Annotated in this window: 17 protein-coding genes and 1 pseudogene; 15 read left to right on the top strand and 3 right to left on the bottom strand. The window is 38.3% G+C overall.

Annotation, left to right across the window (positions count from 1 at the left end):
- Positions 1–205, bottom strand: a pseudogene (locus tag C502_RS18900) (IS982 family transposase); the annotation flags it as partial.
- A gap of 663 nt (positions 206–868) precedes the next feature.
- Here C502_RS18900 and C502_RS0112080 point away from each other — a divergent pair.
- The 4 genes from C502_RS0112080 to C502_RS0112065 all read left to right on the top strand — a co-directional run bounded on the left by C502_RS0112080 (position 869) and on the right by C502_RS0112065 (position 4,008).
- Complete coding sequence (locus tag C502_RS0112080) at positions 869–1,081, top strand: cold-shock protein (RefSeq protein WP_004653893.1); 213 nt, start codon at positions 869–871, stop codon at positions 1,079–1,081.
- Positions 1,082–1,184: 103 nt separating this feature from the next.
- Entirely contained in the window at positions 1,185–2,336 is a 1,152-nt protein-coding gene (gene rhlB / locus C502_RS0112075) for an ATP-dependent RNA helicase RhlB (protein ID WP_018679081.1), read from the top strand.
- 213 nt (positions 2,337–2,549) lie between these two features.
- Complete coding sequence (gene fba, locus C502_RS0112070; RefSeq protein WP_018679080.1) at positions 2,550–3,587, top strand: class II fructose-bisphosphate aldolase; 1,038 nt, start codon at positions 2,550–2,552, stop codon at positions 3,585–3,587.
- Between the two features lie 196 nt (positions 3,588–3,783).
- Complete coding sequence (locus tag C502_RS0112065; protein WP_018679079.1) at positions 3,784–4,008, top strand: hypothetical protein; 225 nt, start codon at positions 3,784–3,786, stop codon at positions 4,006–4,008.
- 506 nt (positions 4,009–4,514) lie between these two features.
- Here the strand turns inward: C502_RS0112065 and C502_RS0112060 are convergent.
- Positions 4,515–5,831, bottom strand: a complete 1,317-nt coding sequence (locus tag C502_RS0112060) for a peptidylprolyl isomerase (protein ID WP_018679078.1) — start codon at positions 5,829–5,831, stop codon at positions 4,515–4,517.
- Positions 5,831–8,296, bottom strand: a complete 2,466-nt coding sequence (locus C502_RS0112055; protein WP_018679077.1) for an LPS-assembly protein LptD — start codon at positions 8,294–8,296, stop codon at positions 5,831–5,833. Before C502_RS0112055 ends, C502_RS0112060 begins: the two co-directional genes overlap by 1 nt.
- A 118-nt stretch (positions 8,297–8,414) precedes the next feature.
- Here C502_RS0112055 and C502_RS0112050 point away from each other — a divergent pair, with 118 nt between their 5' ends.
- The 11 genes from C502_RS0112050 to C502_RS0112000 all read left to right on the top strand — a co-directional run bounded on the left by C502_RS0112050 (position 8,415) and on the right by C502_RS0112000 (position 18,217).
- Positions 8,415–9,428, top strand: a complete 1,014-nt coding sequence (locus C502_RS0112050; protein WP_018679076.1) for an aminoglycoside phosphotransferase family protein — start codon at positions 8,415–8,417, stop codon at positions 9,426–9,428.
- Positions 9,428–10,117 carry an N-acetylmuramate alpha-1-phosphate uridylyltransferase MurU gene (murU, locus tag C502_RS0112045; RefSeq protein ID WP_018679075.1) on the top strand — a complete coding sequence of 230 codons (690 nt, stop codon included), beginning with the start codon at positions 9,428–9,430 and terminating at the stop codon, positions 10,115–10,117. The genes C502_RS0112050 and murU overlap by 1 nt, the downstream gene beginning before the upstream one ends.
- Before the next feature lie 171 nt (positions 10,118–10,288).
- A complete protein-coding gene (rsmG, locus tag C502_RS0112040) occupies positions 10,289–10,924 on the top strand; it encodes a 16S rRNA (guanine(527)-N(7))-methyltransferase RsmG (RefSeq protein WP_018679074.1) in 636 nt (211 codons plus the stop codon).
- 18 nt (positions 10,925–10,942) lie between these two features.
- Complete coding sequence (locus C502_RS0112035; RefSeq protein ID WP_018679073.1) at positions 10,943–11,725, top strand: ParA family protein; 783 nt, start codon at positions 10,943–10,945, stop codon at positions 11,723–11,725.
- A complete protein-coding gene (locus tag C502_RS0112030; protein WP_018679072.1) occupies positions 11,722–12,609 on the top strand; it encodes a ParB/RepB/Spo0J family partition protein in 888 nt (295 codons plus the stop codon). The genes C502_RS0112035 and C502_RS0112030 overlap by 4 nt, the downstream gene beginning before the upstream one ends.
- A gap of 47 nt (positions 12,610–12,656) precedes the next feature.
- Entirely contained in the window at positions 12,657–13,286 is a 630-nt protein-coding gene (locus C502_RS0112025; RefSeq protein WP_018679071.1) for a MotA/TolQ/ExbB proton channel family protein, read from the top strand.
- Positions 13,287–13,300: 14 nt separating this feature from the next.
- Positions 13,301–13,729 (top strand): ExbD/TolR family protein, encoded by a 429-nt coding sequence (locus C502_RS0112020; protein WP_005159883.1) that lies wholly within the window; start codon positions 13,301–13,303, stop codon positions 13,727–13,729.
- On the top strand, positions 13,726–15,453 hold the full coding sequence (msbA, locus tag C502_RS0112015) for a lipid A export permease/ATP-binding protein MsbA (RefSeq protein ID WP_018679070.1): 1,728 nt from the start codon (positions 13,726–13,728) through the stop codon (positions 15,451–15,453). The genes C502_RS0112020 and msbA overlap by 4 nt, the downstream gene beginning before the upstream one ends.
- 2 nt (positions 15,454–15,455) lie before the next feature.
- Positions 15,456–16,463 (top strand): tetraacyldisaccharide 4'-kinase, encoded by a 1,008-nt coding sequence (gene lpxK, locus C502_RS0112010; protein WP_018679069.1) that lies wholly within the window; start codon positions 15,456–15,458, stop codon positions 16,461–16,463.
- Positions 16,464–16,472: 9 nt separating this feature from the next.
- Positions 16,473–17,234, top strand: a complete 762-nt coding sequence (kdsB, locus tag C502_RS0112005; RefSeq protein WP_018679068.1) for a 3-deoxy-manno-octulosonate cytidylyltransferase — start codon at positions 16,473–16,475, stop codon at positions 17,232–17,234.
- Positions 17,235–17,236: 2 nt separating this feature from the next.
- A complete protein-coding gene (locus C502_RS0112000) occupies positions 17,237–18,217 on the top strand; it encodes a DNA polymerase III subunit delta' (RefSeq protein WP_018679067.1) in 981 nt (326 codons plus the stop codon).
- Positions 18,218–18,449 lie beyond the last annotated feature (232 nt).

The following is an 18,449-nucleotide window of genomic DNA, read 5'->3' as shown; positions in this document are numbered from 1 at the left end:
CCGTTAACCATGTGAAAAAGGCTTTGAAATTACTGAAGTGAGAACACTTATACCAAATGGCGATAAAGCTAATTTCCGAGATGGTCAGCTGTGCAGTTCTGATTCTTAAAGAGTAGCGGATTTGTTTGAGAAACTTCCAATAAGTTGATTCAAATTTAAGAAAGAAATCATCGATTACACAGAATAATTCGGTACTATTGAACATTAGGACTAGAGCTTTAGGTTTGGTAACTCAACTGATGGCTCTAGTTCTTTTATTTTTCAAGTCAATTTTTTATCCACGATTCGGGTTATTTTAGCTTGAGTGTTCTTAGAGGCGGTTTACTTTAGGGGATTGGTGAGTTAAATGCGAGTAATCTAAGTGTTTGTTAATTCTGGTTGTTCAAGAGTATTTTGGGTAGAACATTATAACCGATAATCATTATTATTCAGCTTGTTGTTGAAATGGTTTTAGATGGTATTCTTGGGAAAGGTGATTGCTAACATTGTTTGTTTTTTTTGTGCATATTTTGGCTGGTTTTTATTAAAATTCCTGCTCAATTTTTAGATGTAGAGTCTCTTATTTTTATAGTAAAAAAAATCATTAAAAAACCGCTAAATTATTGAAAAAAACGGATGAAGTTATTTGAAATAACTGAAAATAAACCTATTAATTATCATAAACCCATGTTAAGCTCGATGCGTTTTAGGATATATGTTATACGATATTATCGTTAAAAACCTATAACAAATGGATGTAACCGGAAATTGTTGATAGTTTTACAGAATGATTACAAGCTTTAAGATTATAAAAAATTTTAAAACCTTGTTGGCTCTGCTGTTTGCAACACCGGAAGGTCCTTATCTTTCAATATCTGAGGATTGACTTATGACAGCTCGTGAACAAGGCGTAGTAAAGTGGTTTAATGACACTAAAGGCTTTGGTTTTATTCAACGTAATGGCGGTGATGACGTATTTGTTCATTTCCGTGCAATTATGGGTGACGGTCACCGTTCTTTACGTGACGGCCAACGCGTTGAATTCAGCGTAGTTCAAGGACAAAAAGGTTTCCAAGCTGAAAACGTTCAGCCTTTAGACTAATTTGTTGCTTTAACGCAATATAAAAACGCTCCAATGTAATTTGGGGCGTTTTTGTTTATAATACTTCTTTTTTTGATCATTGCTGGTCCGAGTGCATACCTATATGACATCTGGTTTTGATACCTTAAATTTACATCCGCAGTTGAAAAAGGCAATTGACGCTTTGGGCTTCACGCAAATGACCCCAATTCAACAAAAGGTTTTGAAATATACACTAGTAGGTCACGATGCTATTGGTCGGGCTCAGACAGGTACAGGAAAAACAGCAGCATTTTTGGTTAGTGTAATCAATGATTTGTTGAATAATCCAATTCAAGAGCAGCGATTTCGTGGTGAACCACGTGCTTTGATTTTAGCGCCTACACGCGAGTTGGCTTTACAAATTGAAAGTGATGCGCAAGCATTAACTAAGTTTTCAAATTTACACCTTGTGACGTTGTTGGGTGGTGTGGATTTTGATAAACAAAAGAAAATGTTGGACAGTAATTTTGTCGATATTATTGTTGCAACACCTGGTCGATTGATTGATTTTGTTGAGCAAAAAGAAGTTTGGTTGGATAAAATCGAATTTTTGGTGATTGATGAAGCTGACCGTTTACTTGATATGGGTTTTATTCCATCAGTAAAAAGAATTGTTCGTTTTTCTCCATATAAAGAACAACGTCAAACGCTCATGTTTTCTGCAACCTTTAGTTATGATGTGCTTAATCTTGCACGTCAATGGTTGTTTGAGCCTGTAACTGTTGAAATTGAACCAGAACAGAAAACCAATAATGATGTTGAGCAGCGTGTTTACATGGTTGCCAAAGAAGATAAATATAAGCTTCTACAAGACATTCTTCGTGATGAACCTATTGATAAAGTCATGATTTTTGCGAATCGTCGAGATCAAGTACGTCGTTTGTATGATCATTTAAAACGTGATGGTTATCGAGTTGGAATGTTATCTGGTGAGATCGCACAAGATAAACGTTTGAAAATGCTAGATCAGTTTAAGCAGGGTAAAAATAATATTATGATCGCAACAGATGTTGCAGGTCGTGGTATTCATGTAGATGGTGTTTCTCATGTGATTAACTTTACCTTGCCGGAGCAGTCGGATGATTATGTTCACCGTATTGGTCGTACGGGGCGTGCAGGGGCTCAAGGTGTGAGTATTAGTTTCTTATCTGAGGATGATGCCTTTTATTTACCAGAAATTGAAAAAGCAATTGGTAAAAAGCTTCCTTTAACGCGTTTGGAAGGCTATTGCTAAGTTTAAGTTAAATTTAGTGTATCGCATTTGATATGACTAAATTTCATTTGGAAAGACTAAATCACTTTTTGATTTAGTCTTTTTTTTATTTTAAGTGCAATTTGCTGGTTAAATTACACAAAAGATTCATAATTTTTTGGGAAATCCAGTGATTAGTTGCTGAATTGAAGTAAATCAACATGTAGAATATGGCGCATTACCTGGGAGGATATTATGGCTCTAATCTCAATGCGCCAGCTCTTGGATCACGCTGCAGAATATAACTACGGCGTACCAGCATTTAACGTAAACAACTTAGAACAAATGCGCGCAATTATGCTCGCTGCAGATGCGACTAATTCACCTGTCATCGTGCAAGCTTCAGCAGGCGCACGTAAGTATGCAGGTGCACCTTTCTTACGTCATCTAATTTTAGCTGCGATTGAAGAGTGGCCGCATATTCCAGTAGTAATGCACCAAGATCATGGTACAAGCCCTGATATTTGCCAACGTTCGATTCAATTGGGTTTTAGCTCAGTGATGATGGATGGTTCATTAGGCGTTGATGGTAAGACACCAACATCTTATGACTATAATGTTGATGTAACACGTCGTGTTGTCGCTATGGCACATGCCTGTGGTGTTTCGGTTGAAGGTGAGATTGGTTGCTTGGGTAGCCTTGAAACTGGTATGGCTGGTGAAGAAGATGGTGTGGGTGCGGAAGGCGTACTCGATCATTCTCAATTGCTCACTTCTGTTGAAGAAGCAACTCAATTCGTTACAGACACCAATGTAGATGCCTTGGCGATTGCTGTGGGTACTTCACATGGTGCGTACAAGTTTACTCGTCCACCTACAGGCGATATCTTGGCGATTGATCGTATCAAAGAAATTCATGCTGCATTGCCAAATACCCATTTGGTTATGCATGGTTCAAGCTCTGTACCACAAGAATGGTTGGCAGTGATTAACCAATATGGTGGCGATATCAAGGAAACTTACGGTGTGCCTGTTGAGCAGCTTGTAGAAGCAATCAAGCATGGTGTGCGTAAGATTAATATTGATACCGATTTACGTTTGGCATCTACGGGTGCAATGCGCCGTATGATGGCTGAAAAACCAAGTGAATTTGATCCACGTAAATTCTTCGGTGAAACAGTTGAAGCAATGAAGCAAATCTGTGTAGATCGTTACCATTCATTTGGTACAGCAGGTAATGCAGATAAGATTCGCCCAATTTCGTTAGAGAAAATGGTTGATCGTTACAAATAATTAATTTGTGATGAATAAAAAACAGCATCTTTTGGTGCTGTTTTTTTATTTCTAAGTGTAGAAAATAAAATGTGCTGTAGGGTGCTAATATATTAACTGAATAATTTTTATAAATTAGATATTAACCAGTTTTAGATTGCAATGTGCAGTGGATGTCGAAAATCACATATGATGTGAGATAATAGAGTATTGAATTATGTCTAGATCACTTTTAGCTCAAAAATTGACTGAGCATAATGAGAAAATGAAACGAATAGAGCATAATGAGATTATATCAAAACTTTTAAGTATTGATGAAAAAGAGTTATTTGGGTGTGAAGATAAAGATAATGAAAGTTTAGCGGAAAGAATATTAGCATCGAACAATGTGATGTTTCAAACCCCATCAGATAGGGATGTTTATATTAGACCTCTTGCATAAGTGCCATTTTCAATGATTTTAGAATTGATCAAACTTAATAAAATCAATACTTACATCTGATTGTTTTTTGACTTTTGCAAGAGGTCTATTGTAGATGGTGTCAATCAAATACATAAATATTTGGATATAAATGAAAAAGAATCAGTAAGTGTTTCGCTTAGACTTCCTAGTTATATCTTTACATCATGTTTTTGTATTGCAAGTATTTTAGACTTTTATAATTTTATATATAAATTTCTAAAACATGATAGTGTTATTATTTTCGTTCTAAAATTACCTTCAGGACATTATGTTTTTGCAAACCCAGAATCAGAATTGATAATCTATACTGATGATAATTCTAGTAGTGGGTAGTTTATGTTGTTTTCTATTCTTTGGTGGCATTTAGTTTATTGTACTTTATTGCATTACGATGAAGTGAGAACTTAGCTAAGGTAAAATTTTATTAAATAAAAATTAATCATAAAAAATGCCAGCTAAATCGCTGGCATTTTAATGTAATGGACTTATTTTTGCTGAGTTACTTTTGAATCTAAGCTTGTATCTTTAATTTCAACATAAGCATTAGCACGCAGTTCACGCATCCAACTATCCACTTCGGTATCGAATAAACGTTCACCTAAAACTTGGCGAGCCATACGCTCTTGAACTTCTTTGGTCATATCTTGTTGGCGAGTATCAGTCACTTGTAAGATGTGCCAACCAAATTGGCTCTGGAAAGGTTTGCTGATTTGCCCAACTGGTGTTTCTTTCATCACTTGTTCAAATTCAGGCACCATTACGCCTGGACTAACCCAACCAAGACTACCACCATCACGTGCTGAACCTGTATCATTTGAATAGGTTGCAGCTAAAGTTGCAAAATCATCGCCTGCCTTCGCACGATTATACAGGCTATCAATCATTTGTTTTGCGCGATCGAGGCTAACAACTTCAGATGGTTGAATCAAGATATGACGAGTTTGGTATTGAGAAACTAAGGCTTTTTGATCATCTTGTTTACGCTCAATAAGTTTGAGTACGTGTGTTCCATCACGGACATTAATTAGTTCTGTTGTTTGTCCGACTTTTAAAGGAGTAATTCGCGCAGCAAGTTCACTTGGGATTTCGGATAAAGAGCGAAAACCCATATCTGCACCATCGACTTTAATTGTTGAGGTGGAGAGTTTTGAGCTAATAGCTTTGGCATCATCATTGTTAGTGAGAGAGAGTTTTACCTCTTGAGCAATTCTTTGTACATCAGCACTGTTTTCACCAGAAACACGCATATGTATCACATGAACTTGTGTCCCAAGTGCAGCTTGACCTTCAGGAGAGTTTAGGAAGTTTTCAACATCATGATCGCTGATTTTAATACGAGACATCACTTGTTGTTGACGTAAGCGACCAATCGCAAGATCTTCAGCAATTCGGTTGCGTAAATTCTCATAGGTACCTGGTGCAATCGCATCTAATTTTTGTTGAAATGCTTCTAATGTATTTGCACCTGATTGATTTGCAATTTTTAATACGGCTGCATTTAGGCTTTTTTCATCAGCTTTGATGCCAAAGCGTTTGACTTGCTCTAATTGTGCTTGACGAATGATCAGCTGATCTAAAACCTGCATTTGTAAATATTGTTGCGGTGGAACTGTTTTATTTTGCGCTTTTAACTGATGTTCTGTTTCGGCAATTCCTTGTTCTAAATCACTTTTAAGAATGACACTACTATCTACAATTGCAACAACCTCATCCGTAGGTTGAGCAAAGCTTTGCATTGAGGAAGAAATTAGGGCAGCGAGAACAGTCGCTTTAAAGATATGTTGGAAAGATTTTATCTTCATTAACGTTGTGTCCAAGATTGATTAATTTTGTTGAAACCTAAAACTCTATTTTCAAGAAGAGAAGCGAGTTTGTTGTTTAAAGCACCGAGACCTTTAAGTGTAAATTCAGCCATGACAGCACGTTTTCTATGGACATCAGATGAGTTTGGATCATCTAAATCATTATAGTAAGAACGACCATATACTGAAACAGCCCAACAACAAGACTCATAATTAACACCAAGTAAATATTCACGCATTAGGTTGTTATCCAGGTCATATTGAGCATGGCCCATAATACGCCAATTGTCTTTTACTGGTTGTATAAAGGATGCAACAGCCTGATCGTAAGAGCTTTGACGATCAGGAATATTTTTACGATAGAAGTAACCCAAATTGTATAGCTTTCCTGTGTCGCCTACATAGTAAGCTTGGAAGTCTCGTTGAGCATTATCACCATTTGACATCCATGCTGAATTAGCCGCAAGGGTGAAGTTCTGATTGAGTTGACTTGATATGTTCACAATTGGCCCTGTACGACGTTGGGTGTCAAATTCGTCAGGTTGTTGGTTGAGTGTTACACGTCGATCGCTAAAATAATAACTTTGCCCGACACTGGCTTTAATCCGTTCTAAACCTTCAGTATCTAGTAGACTGTAGGTTACACCGAGTGATAAGAAGTTATTATCATCTAAACGGTCATGTCCGTAGAAGCGATATGGATTGAATAGCTGATCATAATTAATTGATGCTGTTGTGGAATCAAAGTTTGGATGATCATCTTGATTTTTGTAGGGAGAATAAGCATAAAAAGCACGTGGTGAAATACTTTGTAAGTATTTACCCTCTTTTTCGAAAGTTATGCCTGTTGCAATGGTGAATTGAGGGACAGCAACTGATTTTTCTAAATCATCAGATGTAGATAGCCCACGTCCTTCTTTTGAGTCTTGATCGTAAAAGGTGTTAATACTTCTGATCGATATTTCAGGAACGGCATAGAACCAAGATGGTGTTAGGTAGTTGTAGCGCACAGCAAATTGGTTGTAAATACGTGTACCACTAGACTCTAATGCGGATTGATCGTTAATTGATTTTTTAAAGTAGGCAGTATCATTATTAAACTCATATTGTAGACCTTGAGGGTCACCGCCAACATAATTTAATAAAAACTGTGGAAGACGGGCATAAGGCTTGTCTGCGTCTAGAATTTTTTGATCAAGCGTCTGAAAGTCTTCAACTTTTAACTGTGCCTTAAGCCCGGGGATACCATTGCGATAATTGAGTTCCCAAGCACGACGTAAGTTAAGGTCTGTTCGCGTATTCGGATTGTTATTAAAGTCAGCAAAGTAATCTTTATCCGATGCGTAATTATATTCTAAATCGGTTGACCACTGATTGTTGATTTTCCAATTGTGAATAAAATGTAAATCGCTTCGATTTTTATCGTCATAATGGTTATCTGTGGGTAAATAACCACCCCAAATACGACCAGAACCAAAATCTTCGGTCATATAGCGAAATTCTGCATCTAATTTTGCACCACGTTGACTCATATAACTTGGCGTGAGTGTCAGGTCATAATTCGGCGCAAGATTAAGATAGACGGGTGTCGTAAGTTGGGCACCACCATCGTTGCTATAGCCAAAATTTGGGCTTAATAAACCTGTTGTACGACGGTCATCAATGGGAAAATTGAAATAAGGTACTGCTAGGACGGGAACGTCTTTGACATAAAGTTTGGTTCCACGAGTGACACCACGACCAGAAGCTTGATCCAGTTCAATTTGTTTGGCTTGTATTTTCCAAGCAGGTTTTTGATCAGGCGGACAAGCGGTATAACTTGCATCTTTCAGTACAATTAGATTTTCATTCTGACGTTTAATCTGACTTGCGTGTCCATGTGCATGCTGCTGTTCAGAAATATAGAAACTATTATTTAAATCGCCTGTTTGGGTTTTTAAATTATAGTCAATATGATCACTTTGGGTAAGTAACCCTGATTGAGCAAGTTGGACGTGCCCTTGAGCTTTGGCATGTGTTTGTGTTGGATCAATCGTGACTTGATCTGCACGAATCGTTCGACCCTCTTGGTCAATGATGACATTACCTTGTAGAACAGAATCGCCAGTAGGGTTGTAATGCCCATAATCTGCGGTAATCACAGAGGTCGTTGTATTTGAATGACTTGCCTTTGTTTCAGGATTGATTGGTGTGACCCATGTTCCCTGACAAAAAGAGGAGCTCAAATAGCGATTGTCGCGTAATTGTGCTTCTGGTGCAGATTTATCAACATAATATTGCTGAAAAAACTTCTCGCCAGGATAGTTTTCTTGCACTTGATCTTTTTGAATGGCTGCTTTGAGCTGTTTATTGTCAAGCGTAGAGACAACATCAGCCTGCGCTGCGAAACTGGATTGAATCGAGCCGCCACACAAGAGTGTTAAAATAGCTGTTGCTAAAGGATTAAATTTAAACTGATGTTTCATTGTCTCATTAACCAGTACGCTAATTCACAATTAATTATTGTCGCATCATAGAGAAAAAGTTGATAAGTGGCTACACTTAAGCTTTCAAAATCTCAGCTAGTTTTAGATTTTATTGCAAATGAATACACAACGCGAACAATTGATACAAACTTGGCTTCAAGCTACTCTCCAAACCGATCAATTTGAGATCAATTTTTTGGCTGGAGATGCGAGCTTTCGTCGCTATGCCCGAATTAAGTTACAAAACAAAACATATATGCTCATGGATGCGCCACCTGAAAAAGAAGATTGCGTCCCATTTGTAGAGATTGATGAGTTCTTTGATCAAAATGGTGTGCGTGTACCGCATATTGTTGCCAAAGATCTATCACTCGGTTTGTTGTTGTTAGAAGACTTTGGTGATGTCGTATTATCAACTTTATTAAATGATGACACTGTTGATCAATATTATGCACAAAGCTTCAAGCAGTTGATTGACTTACAGCAGATCGACGTACATCAACAGTTGCCAGCATATTCCTATGAAAAGTTGATGACAGAAATGCGTCTGCTAACCGAATGGATGTTGCCGTCATTAGAGATTCAGCCGACAGAGCAGCAGTTGGAAACGATTGAACAGGCTTTTGATTTCCTTGCGATTGAGGCAATCAATCAGCCACAAGTCATTGTACATCGTGATTATCATAGTCGTAATTTGATGAAAATCGAGAATGAACAGGTTCTTGGCGTGATTGATTTTCAAGATGCAGTGATTGGTGCTGATACCTATGATCTGATTTCGATTACACGTGATGCGTATGTGCAATGGAATGCTGCACGAGTCTATGGGTGGTTCGAGGTGTTCTATAACTTGTTACCTGCGACTGCAAAAGAAAATCGTAGCTTTGAGCAATTCAAGCGTGATGCTGATTTTATGGCAATTCAACGCCACCTCAAGATTCTCGGTATTTTTGTGCGCCTGTTTGAGCGTGATGGCAAATCAGGTTATTTAAAAGATTTACCACGTGTGATGTGGTACTTACTTGAAGAAAGCCAAACTTATACTGAGCTTAATGATTTTATGCAATTTGTGCATGATGTTGTGATGCCAAAATTCATCGCTAAATATGGTGAATATGAGGTCGTTGCATAATGAAAGCCATGATTCTTGCAGCAGGTCTAGGAAATCGTATGCGACCTTTAACGTTGCATACGCCTAAGCCTTTACTTGAAGTAGGTGGAAAGCCCCTGATTGTTTGGCATATTGAAAAGCTGCAACAGATAGGTGTTACCGAGATTGTCATCAATACCGCTTGGTTAGGTGAGAAACTGGCAACTGCTTTGGGTGATGGCTCTCAATTCGGTGTGACGATTTTATGGTCGCACGAAGGTGAAGGGCTTGAAACCGCAGGTGGGATTGTCAATGCACTACCATTATTGGGTGATGAACCCTTTATTTTGGTGAATGGTGATGTTTGGACCACAATGGATTTCGCTCCCTTGTTAAATGTCGAGTTGGGTGACAAACAGGCACATCTGGTGTTGGTTGATAACCCCCCACAACATTTGAAAGGTGATTTTATCCTTGTGAATGGTTTGGCTTGTACTTTTGAGCAAGCACAGTTAGGTGAAGCTTTGACCTATAGTGGGGTTGCGGTTTTAGCACCCAAAATGTTTGCTGGTTTAGAAAATGGTAAGCGACCTTTAGCACCCTTGCTTAAACAAGCGATGCAACAACAGCAAGTCTCTGCTGAAAAATTACAAGGGGTCTGGGTGGATGTTGGCACTCCAGAGCGTTTGGAGCAGCTTGATCAACAAATTATACAAGGTGTGTTTTTATAAAAATGCTTTGTCTATCTTTGATTTGCATAAGAAAAGACGAAAAACCTAATGGATTATGCAGTTTATCATGTTTGTAAATGTTTAACTGCATAATCGTTCAACAAGTCCTACTGTGCCTTGTATCAGAAATCGGTATACTGCACGGCAAGTTTATCGAGATGTTGCACTGTTATGCATCCTTTTTTTCAAGAATTAAAGCAAGGTAGTCAGGCTTTAGGTTTAAACCTGAGTGAAGAAGCACTAACACTACTATTGAAATATCAAGATGCTCTAGTGCTGTGGAACAAAGCATACAACTTGACCGCAATTCGCGATCCAAAAGAAATGTTGGTTAAACATTTGTTAGATAGTTTAAGTATCTTAAATGATTTACCACAAGGGCGATTATTGGATGTTGGTACGGGCGGTGGAATGCCCGGCATGATCATTGCATTATGCCAACCAGAACGTTCTTGTGTGCTATTGGATTCAAATGGGAAAAAAATTCGCTTTTTAAAGCAATTTATCGCCGATTTAAAATTGAATAATGTTGTTGCAGTTCAAACACGTGTAGAAAATGAAGACACGATTGGTGAACTTGGTCAGTTTGATGTCATTACAAGTCGAGCATTTGCATCATTAACTGATTTTGTTGATGCGGCGCAACCTTATATGCATGAGCAAAGTATTATTGCTGCAATGAAGGGCTTGATTCCAGTTGATGAAATGGAACAGATGAAAGACCAGTATGCATGCAAAGTGATAGAGCTGCGTGTACCACGATTAGATGAACAACGTCATTTACTTTTACTTCAACGAATTCAATAAAAAATATTAAGGGTAATCATGGCTCAAATTATTGCGATTGCAAATCAAAAAGGTGGCGTGGGAAAAACCACAACAGCCGTTAATCTTGCTGCTTCTTTGGCGATTTTGAAGAAACGTGTCTTATTGGTTGATATGGATTCTCAAGGTAATGCCACTATGGGATCTGGCGTTCAAAAGAATGATTTACTTTACTCGATTACGGATGTGTTGTTGGGTGAAGTGCCAATTGAAACGGCGATTCAAAAAGCTGAAGTTGGTTATAAAGTTCTAGGTGCAAACCGAGAGCTTGCGGGTGTGGAACTTGCAATTGCTGAACAAGAAGGGCGTGAGTTTATTCTTAAAAATGCCTTGCAAGAAGTTGATTCAGCTTTTGATTATATTATTGTGGACTGCGCACCAAGTTTGAGTTTGATTACAGTGAATGCTTTGGCTGCGGTTAATGGTGTAATTATCCCAATGCAGTGTGAATACTATGCTTTGGAAGGTTTGGCTGACTTGACTCAGACGATTGATCGTATACAAAAAGCGCTCAATCCAAGCTTGGAAATTGTTGGGGTATTACGTACCATGTATGATGCTCGAAATGCGTTGACGCGTGATGTGTCGGCTGAGTTAGAGCAGTATTTTGGTAAAAAGTTATATGAAACGGTGATTCCTCGAAATATTCGTTTAGCAGAAGCGCCAGCTCATGGTTTGCCTGTGATCTATTTTGAGAAAAGTTCAAAAGGTGCGGTTGCATATTTGAATTTAGCCGCAGAAATGTTGAAGAAAAGTAAAGTGAAAAAAGGAAGTGCTATATGAGCATCAAAAAACGCGGATTGGCTAAAGGTCGTGGTTTAGATGCGCTATTGGGTTCAATTCAAAAAGAAAAATTGCAACTTGAAGCACAAGCCTTGGATCATGGTCAACTCAAGCAAATTGATGTCAATTTATTAAAACGTGGTGAATATCAACCACGTCGCTTTATCCAAGAACAAGACTTACAAGAGCTTGCATCGTCGATTGAGAAACACGGGGTGATGCAACCAATTGTGATTCGTCCTATCGAAGATGAACAATATTCTTATGAAATTATTGCAGGTGAACGCCGTTGGCGTGCTGCGCAATTAGCAGGATTAACGGAAATTCCTGCAATCGTGCGAGATTTAAATGATCAAGTTGCGATTGCACTAGCGTTAATTGAAAATATTCAGCGTCAAGATCTCAATCCAATTGATCAAGCAGTTGCTTTGCAACGTTTTCATGATGAGTTCGGTTTGAGCCATCAAGAAATTGCGGATACTGTAGGTAAAGCACGTACCACTGTCAGCAATTTACTACGCTTGTTAAGTTTGCCTGATCCGATTAAAGACTTAATGCAACAAGGTCAATTGGATATGGGGCATGCACGCGCTATTCTAACCTTGAAAGCAAAAGACCAGATGGATGTGGCGGAAATCGTGATTGAAAAAGCCTTGTCAGTACGTCAGACTGAGCAATTGGTGCGTGAGTGGAGTGAGCCAAAACCTGAAAAGGAAAAGGTACAGGTTTCTCCTGATATTGAACAGTTGACCCAGAAATTATCAGAACGTTTTGGAGCAAATGTGAAAATTGACCATAACCAGAAAGGTAAAGGGAAAATGGTCATTCATTATCACTCATTGGATGAGTTGGATGGAATCTTAAATATTTGTTTACCTAACTAATATTTAAGGTACATCCTTTTATATTTTAAATATTATTGGGGAATAATATGTGGGAACTTGTGAAAGCGGGTGGTTGGTTAATGCTACCCCTTATTCTTTCATCAATTTTTACGGTTGCGATTACAATTGAGCGATATATTCGTTTAAAACGGTCACAAGTTTTACCGCAAGCGTTGCTTGTTCATGGTTCAAATGTTGAATCTGTAGTTTCATTTTTAGAACAAGATGAAGCGAAAAAAAGCCCCTTAGGTCGTATTCTAAAAGCAGGTTATGACCACCAAGATCAAGGTGAGCAATTTGCGCGTGCACAAATGGAAGCAACAGCCTCACAAGAAATCAGCTATCTAGAAAAAAATATTAACTTTTTAGGTACTTTGAGTGCGATCGCACCTTTGCTTGGCTTGCTAGGAACAGTACTCGGTATTATTGAGTCGTTTTTAGTGATTGATATTGGTTCAGCGGGAAATGCAAGTATGATGATGCCTGGTATCTCTAAAGCATTGATTACTACGGCTGTTGGGATGCTGATTGCGATTCCTGCCATGATTGCTTATCGTTATTTTCAACGTGTTGTGCATGAATATATTGCTGAATTAGAACAGCAATCAACATTATTTCATGCTGCACTTTTCTACAAAAAAGCACCTCATGTGCAAGAACATCGCCGTGCAAGCTGAGCATAGGTGACATTATGAAATTTAAGCGTTCTCAAGTCGAAGATATTCATATCAATTTGACACCAATGATTGACTGTATGTTATTTATTTTGGTGTTTTTATTACTCTCTACGACTTTTAGCCAGCAAAGCCGTATAAATCTAACTTTACCTGATGCCCAAGGTGTTCCACCTAAACAATTCGATCACAAAATTGAAATCATGGTAGACTCGACGGGGCATTATTCTGTGAATGGTCAAGCATTATCAACCAAAGATAGTGCGGATTTGAGTACAGCAATTAAGCAAGCTGCACAAGATCGTCGTGATTTTATGTTTATCATTGCAGCTGATGCGAAAGCAAAGCATGAAGATGTGATTCGTGTAATGGATGTAGCAGGTCAGCTTGGCTTTGTTAACGTAAATATTAGTACAAAAGTTCCAACTAGAGGTTTTACTGAGTGAATCAAGATTTTAAGGTTTATGTACGTCTATTAGGTTATTTAAAATCTTATTGGGGTGTTGCCTTATTTATATTACTTGGTTTTGGAATCAATGCAGCGACAGAGGTCTCTGTTGCCAAGTTGCTCAAGTATATTATTGATGCAATTCAAAGTGGTAGCCGTGAAAATCTTGATTGGTTTCCTGCCTTAATTGTCTTACTAATGTTCTTCCGTGGTTTGGGTTTGTTTTTGGGTGGATATTTTTCAGCGGTTATTTCACGTAGTTTAGTCTTTAGTATTCGTCAGGAGGTTTATGCTAAATTGCTACGACTACCTGCGCAATATTATTTAGATAATAGTGCAGGTCATATCAGCGCAAAGTTGATGTATAACGTTGAGCAGTTAACGGCTGCATCATCAGAATCTTTACAAACTTTGATTAAAGATGGTTTGATTGTTGTTGGTTTATTGAGTTATTTACTATACACAAACTGGCGTTTGACGCTGTGTATCGTGGTTTTCATGCCATTTATTGGTTTGTTAGTCCGTATTGCGTCTAAGAAAATGCGAAAATTATCGATTCAAGTGCAAAATACCATGGGTGATGTGAACCATGTTGTGCAAGAGACGATTAATGGAAATTCGGTTGTTAAGAGCTTTACGGGAGAAGCCTTTGAGCAACAACGCTTTTATAAGTCCTCTGAGGAAAATCTTCGTCGTGGATTGAAAATGGTTGTAGTGCAGAATATTAACAGCCCAATTATTCAGCTGTTATTATCCATTGCGATGGCGACTATTCTTTGGCTAGCATTGCGCCCACAAGTTTTGGGTGATACCTCAGCAGGTGAGTTTATCTCATTTATTACAGCTGCAGGTTTGATCTCAAAACCAGTGAAGAATTTGACTGATATTAATGAAAAGCTTCAACGAGGTTTAGCAGCAGCACATTCAGTATTTGAATTGTTGGATTTACCTGAAGAAGAAAATAATGGGCAACTCAAACCAGTGCTGAAAGGGAATATTCGATTTGATCATGCAAATTTGCGTTATACCGATGGTACGCACGCAATCAAAGACTTTTCTTTAGATATTAAGGCTGGTCAAACCATTGCATTGGTAGGTCGATCTGGCGCAGGAAAAACCTCATTGGTCAATATGCTGCCACGTTTCCAAGAGTTGAGTGAAGGTCAAATTTATTTTGATGATATTGCGGTACAAGAGATTGAGCTTTCTTATCTGCGTTCACAAATTGCGACAGTCAATCAACAGGTTGTGCTCTTTAATCGTTCAGTACGCGATAATATTGCTTATGGTCAGTTACAAGATTCGAGTGATGACAAAGTGATTGCAGCAGCCAAAGCCGCTTTTGCCCATGACTTTATTATGAATTTACCACAAGGCTACGACACAATACTTGGTGCGCAAGGTTTAAACCTTTCAGGTGGTCAACGTCAACGTATTGCAATTGCGAGAGCAATCTTAAAAGATTCTCCAATCTTAATCTTAGATGAAGCAACCAGTGCGCTAGATAATGAATCTGAATACTTTATCCAGCAAGCTTTTGATGAAGCGATGCAAGGTCGTACGACAATTGTAATTGCACACCGTTTATCTACAGTGGAAAATGCCGATCTTATTGTGGTGATGGATAAAGGGCAAATTATCGAGCAGGGTACGCATACTGAATTACTTGCAAAACATGGAATGTATTATCAACTGCACCAACGTAATTTTGAGGAAAATTAACGATGTCAATTGCGCAATATGTGCAAGATGCTTGGAATAAAAAAGCGCCTTGGCTGATCGTATTGCGCCCTTTGTCATTATTGTATCGTTTAATTTTTTCGTTAAATAAGACCTTGTATACTGTTGGTTTTAAGAAAAGCTATACAGCACCGATTCCAGTCATGATCATTGGGAATATTACAGTGGGTGGTAGTGGAAAGACACCTCTGTTAATTGAACTGGTCAAGTATTTACAGCAACAAGGTATTCGTGTTGGTGTGATCAGTCGTGGTTATGGCGGGAAGGGTCCTTTTCCGCTGTTGGTCAATGCTCTCTCTGAGCCAGATGTTGCAGGTGATGAACCTTGTTTGATTGTTCAATCGACTCATGTGCCGATGGCTGTTGGACCGAACCGACAAGCATCCATTGAATTATTGTTGCAATCTGAAAAGCTTGATTTGATTATCAGTGATGATGGTTTGCAGCACTGGGCGTTAGCACGTCAAATCGAGTGGATTGTATTGGATCAAAATCGTGGTTTGGGGAATGAAAAGTTACTGCCTGAAGGCTATCTACGTGAGCCAAAGTCAAGATTAAATGGCAGTACCGTGATTGAGCATACCAAAGTTGCACAAACACAAAGAAATATGCATTTAGAGATTGGGCAGCTGTATCTGTTAAATGCGAGTGTAGACCTAAATGGATTTGATCCACGTCAGTGTTTTAATGTAGTTGTTGGTATTGGCTTTCCACAGCGGTTTTATCAAACTTTGAATCAATTGAAAGTGAATCAGTATCAGGCACATGAGTTCCCTGATCATCATGATTACCAAATCAGTGATCTTACTTTTAATAATCAAGATGCGATTATTACCACCGAAAAAGATGCGGTAAAGTTTAAAGTATTGTTGAAACAGCATCCTGAATTTAATATTCCGATTTGGGTTGTGCCTGTTGAAGCGGTTTTGTCTTCTGATTGTTATGCTTTGTTGAAACAGCAATTGCAACACGTTGGTATTCAATTTTCTTAGAGATCGACCATGAAACATATTGTCATTCCTGCTCGTTTTGCGAGTTCGCGTTTACCTGCAAAACCATTATTACTTATTCATGGTCGTCCAATGATTTTGCGTGTGGTAGATCAAGCGAAAAAAGTCGAAGGATTTGATGATTTGTGTGTTGCAACAGATGATCAGCGTATTGCTGAGGTTTGTCGTGCTGAAGGTGTTGATGTTGTTTTAACCAGTGTTGATCATCCATCAGGCACAGATCGTTTAAGTGAAGTCGCTCGTCTCAAAGGTTGGGCACAAGACGATATTATTGTAAATGTGCAAGGTGATGAACCCTTACTTCCTGCTCAATTGGTTCAACAAGTCACACAGTTATTAGTTGATTACCCACATTGCTCGATGTCTACTTTATGTGAACCTATTCATGCTCTAGATGAATTTCAACGCGATAGTATTGTCAAAGTCGTGATGAGCAATCGTAAAGAAGCGCTGTATTTCAGTCGAGCAACCATTCCTTATGATCGTGATGGGGCGAAATTACTAGAGCCAAAGCTTCATAATCAAGCCTTCCGTCATCTAGGCTTGTACGCATATCGCGTGAAATTATTACAAGAATATGTGACATGGGAACAAGGTAATCTTGAAAAATTAGAAAGCCTTGAGCAGTTACGTGTATTAGAAAATGGTCATCGTATCGCAATTGATATTGCCGAAGCTAATCTACCGCCAGGTGTGGATACCCAAGCTGATTTAGCGCGTTTAAATGCGTTACCTGTAAGTTTGTTTGAATAATTATGGTGAGTATGCAGTCAACAACCGTTTATCCTTGGCATAAGCAAACATGGGCGTTATTGACAACGCGATTTCCTGATCTAGGACATGGTTTGCTTTTTTATGGTAAGCAAGGCTGCGCGAAGCATCAATTCACTGAACGGTTTGTGGCATGGGTATTATGTTTAAACAAACAAGTTGAACAAGCTTGTGGTGAATGTACAAGTTGTCTTTGGTTGAAATCTAATACACATCCTCGCTATGTTCATATCACTATAGATGAAGAAAATAAAAAGCAAAATGCCAAAATAAAGATCGAGAAAATCCGTGATTTGTTGCCATTTGTTCAGCAAACAGGTGATGGATGGCGAGTGATTGTTATTGAGCCAGCAGAAGCTTTAAATGCAGCGTCCGCAAATGCACTACTAAAGACCTTAGAAGAACCTGGCGAACGGGTGATTTTAATTTTGTTGGCTGATCATTATTTGAAATTACCCGCAACCATTCGTAGTCGATTGCAGCATTTTGCTTTAGATCGTTTAGATGTTGAGGATGCGCAGAATTTTATTCAACAGCAAATTCCAAATATTTCGGCTGAACAAACGACTTTATTGCTTAACCTTGCGAATGGCATGCCATTGACTGCAATCGAGCTTCATCAAAGTGATTGGTTGCAAAAGCGAGCTGTATTTTTGAGTGATTGGTTTAAACTGGTTACTGAAAAGAATATGCCTTTAAACTATTCAAGTAAGTGGTCTAAAGAATTGAGTTTCTCGGAATTCATGACCATGTTTGAATATTTATTGGCTGATTTGGTTGCTCTAAAATTAAATCAGTCTTTGAGAAATGATGATTTAGATCTGACACAGCTTGCACAGTGTTATGATTTAGAATCGTTATTTCAAATTTATTCTGACTTGCAACAGAAGAAATTGATGGTTGAGCAAAATGTACAAACACAATTGGTACTCGATCAGTTGTTTATCCAATTGATGAATTTTTAATTTTTCTTGGGGAGTTGGTGTTGTTTTGGTCAAATTTTGTTTTTGAGTAATACAGCAACTGGAGATGACAAGCTAAAAATTAACTATGAAAATGAATGCTGTTGTTTTACTCGTATCGTATATCCATTTGGTTGCTATTATGGGAGGGTAATAGATCTTAATTATAGGGTAGGTAGTTGTATGGGGTCTATTATAAAATTAGTGAATTATTATTTGATATTACAAGCTAAAG

The organism is Acinetobacter tjernbergiae DSM 14971 = CIP 107465 (genome assembly GCF_000374425.1).
In the GTDB taxonomy this organism is placed as follows: domain Bacteria; phylum Pseudomonadota; class Gammaproteobacteria; order Pseudomonadales; family Moraxellaceae; genus Acinetobacter; species Acinetobacter tjernbergiae.
Note: the sequence above shows the minus strand (reverse complement) of the source record. Positions and strands in the feature narration are given on the sequence as shown.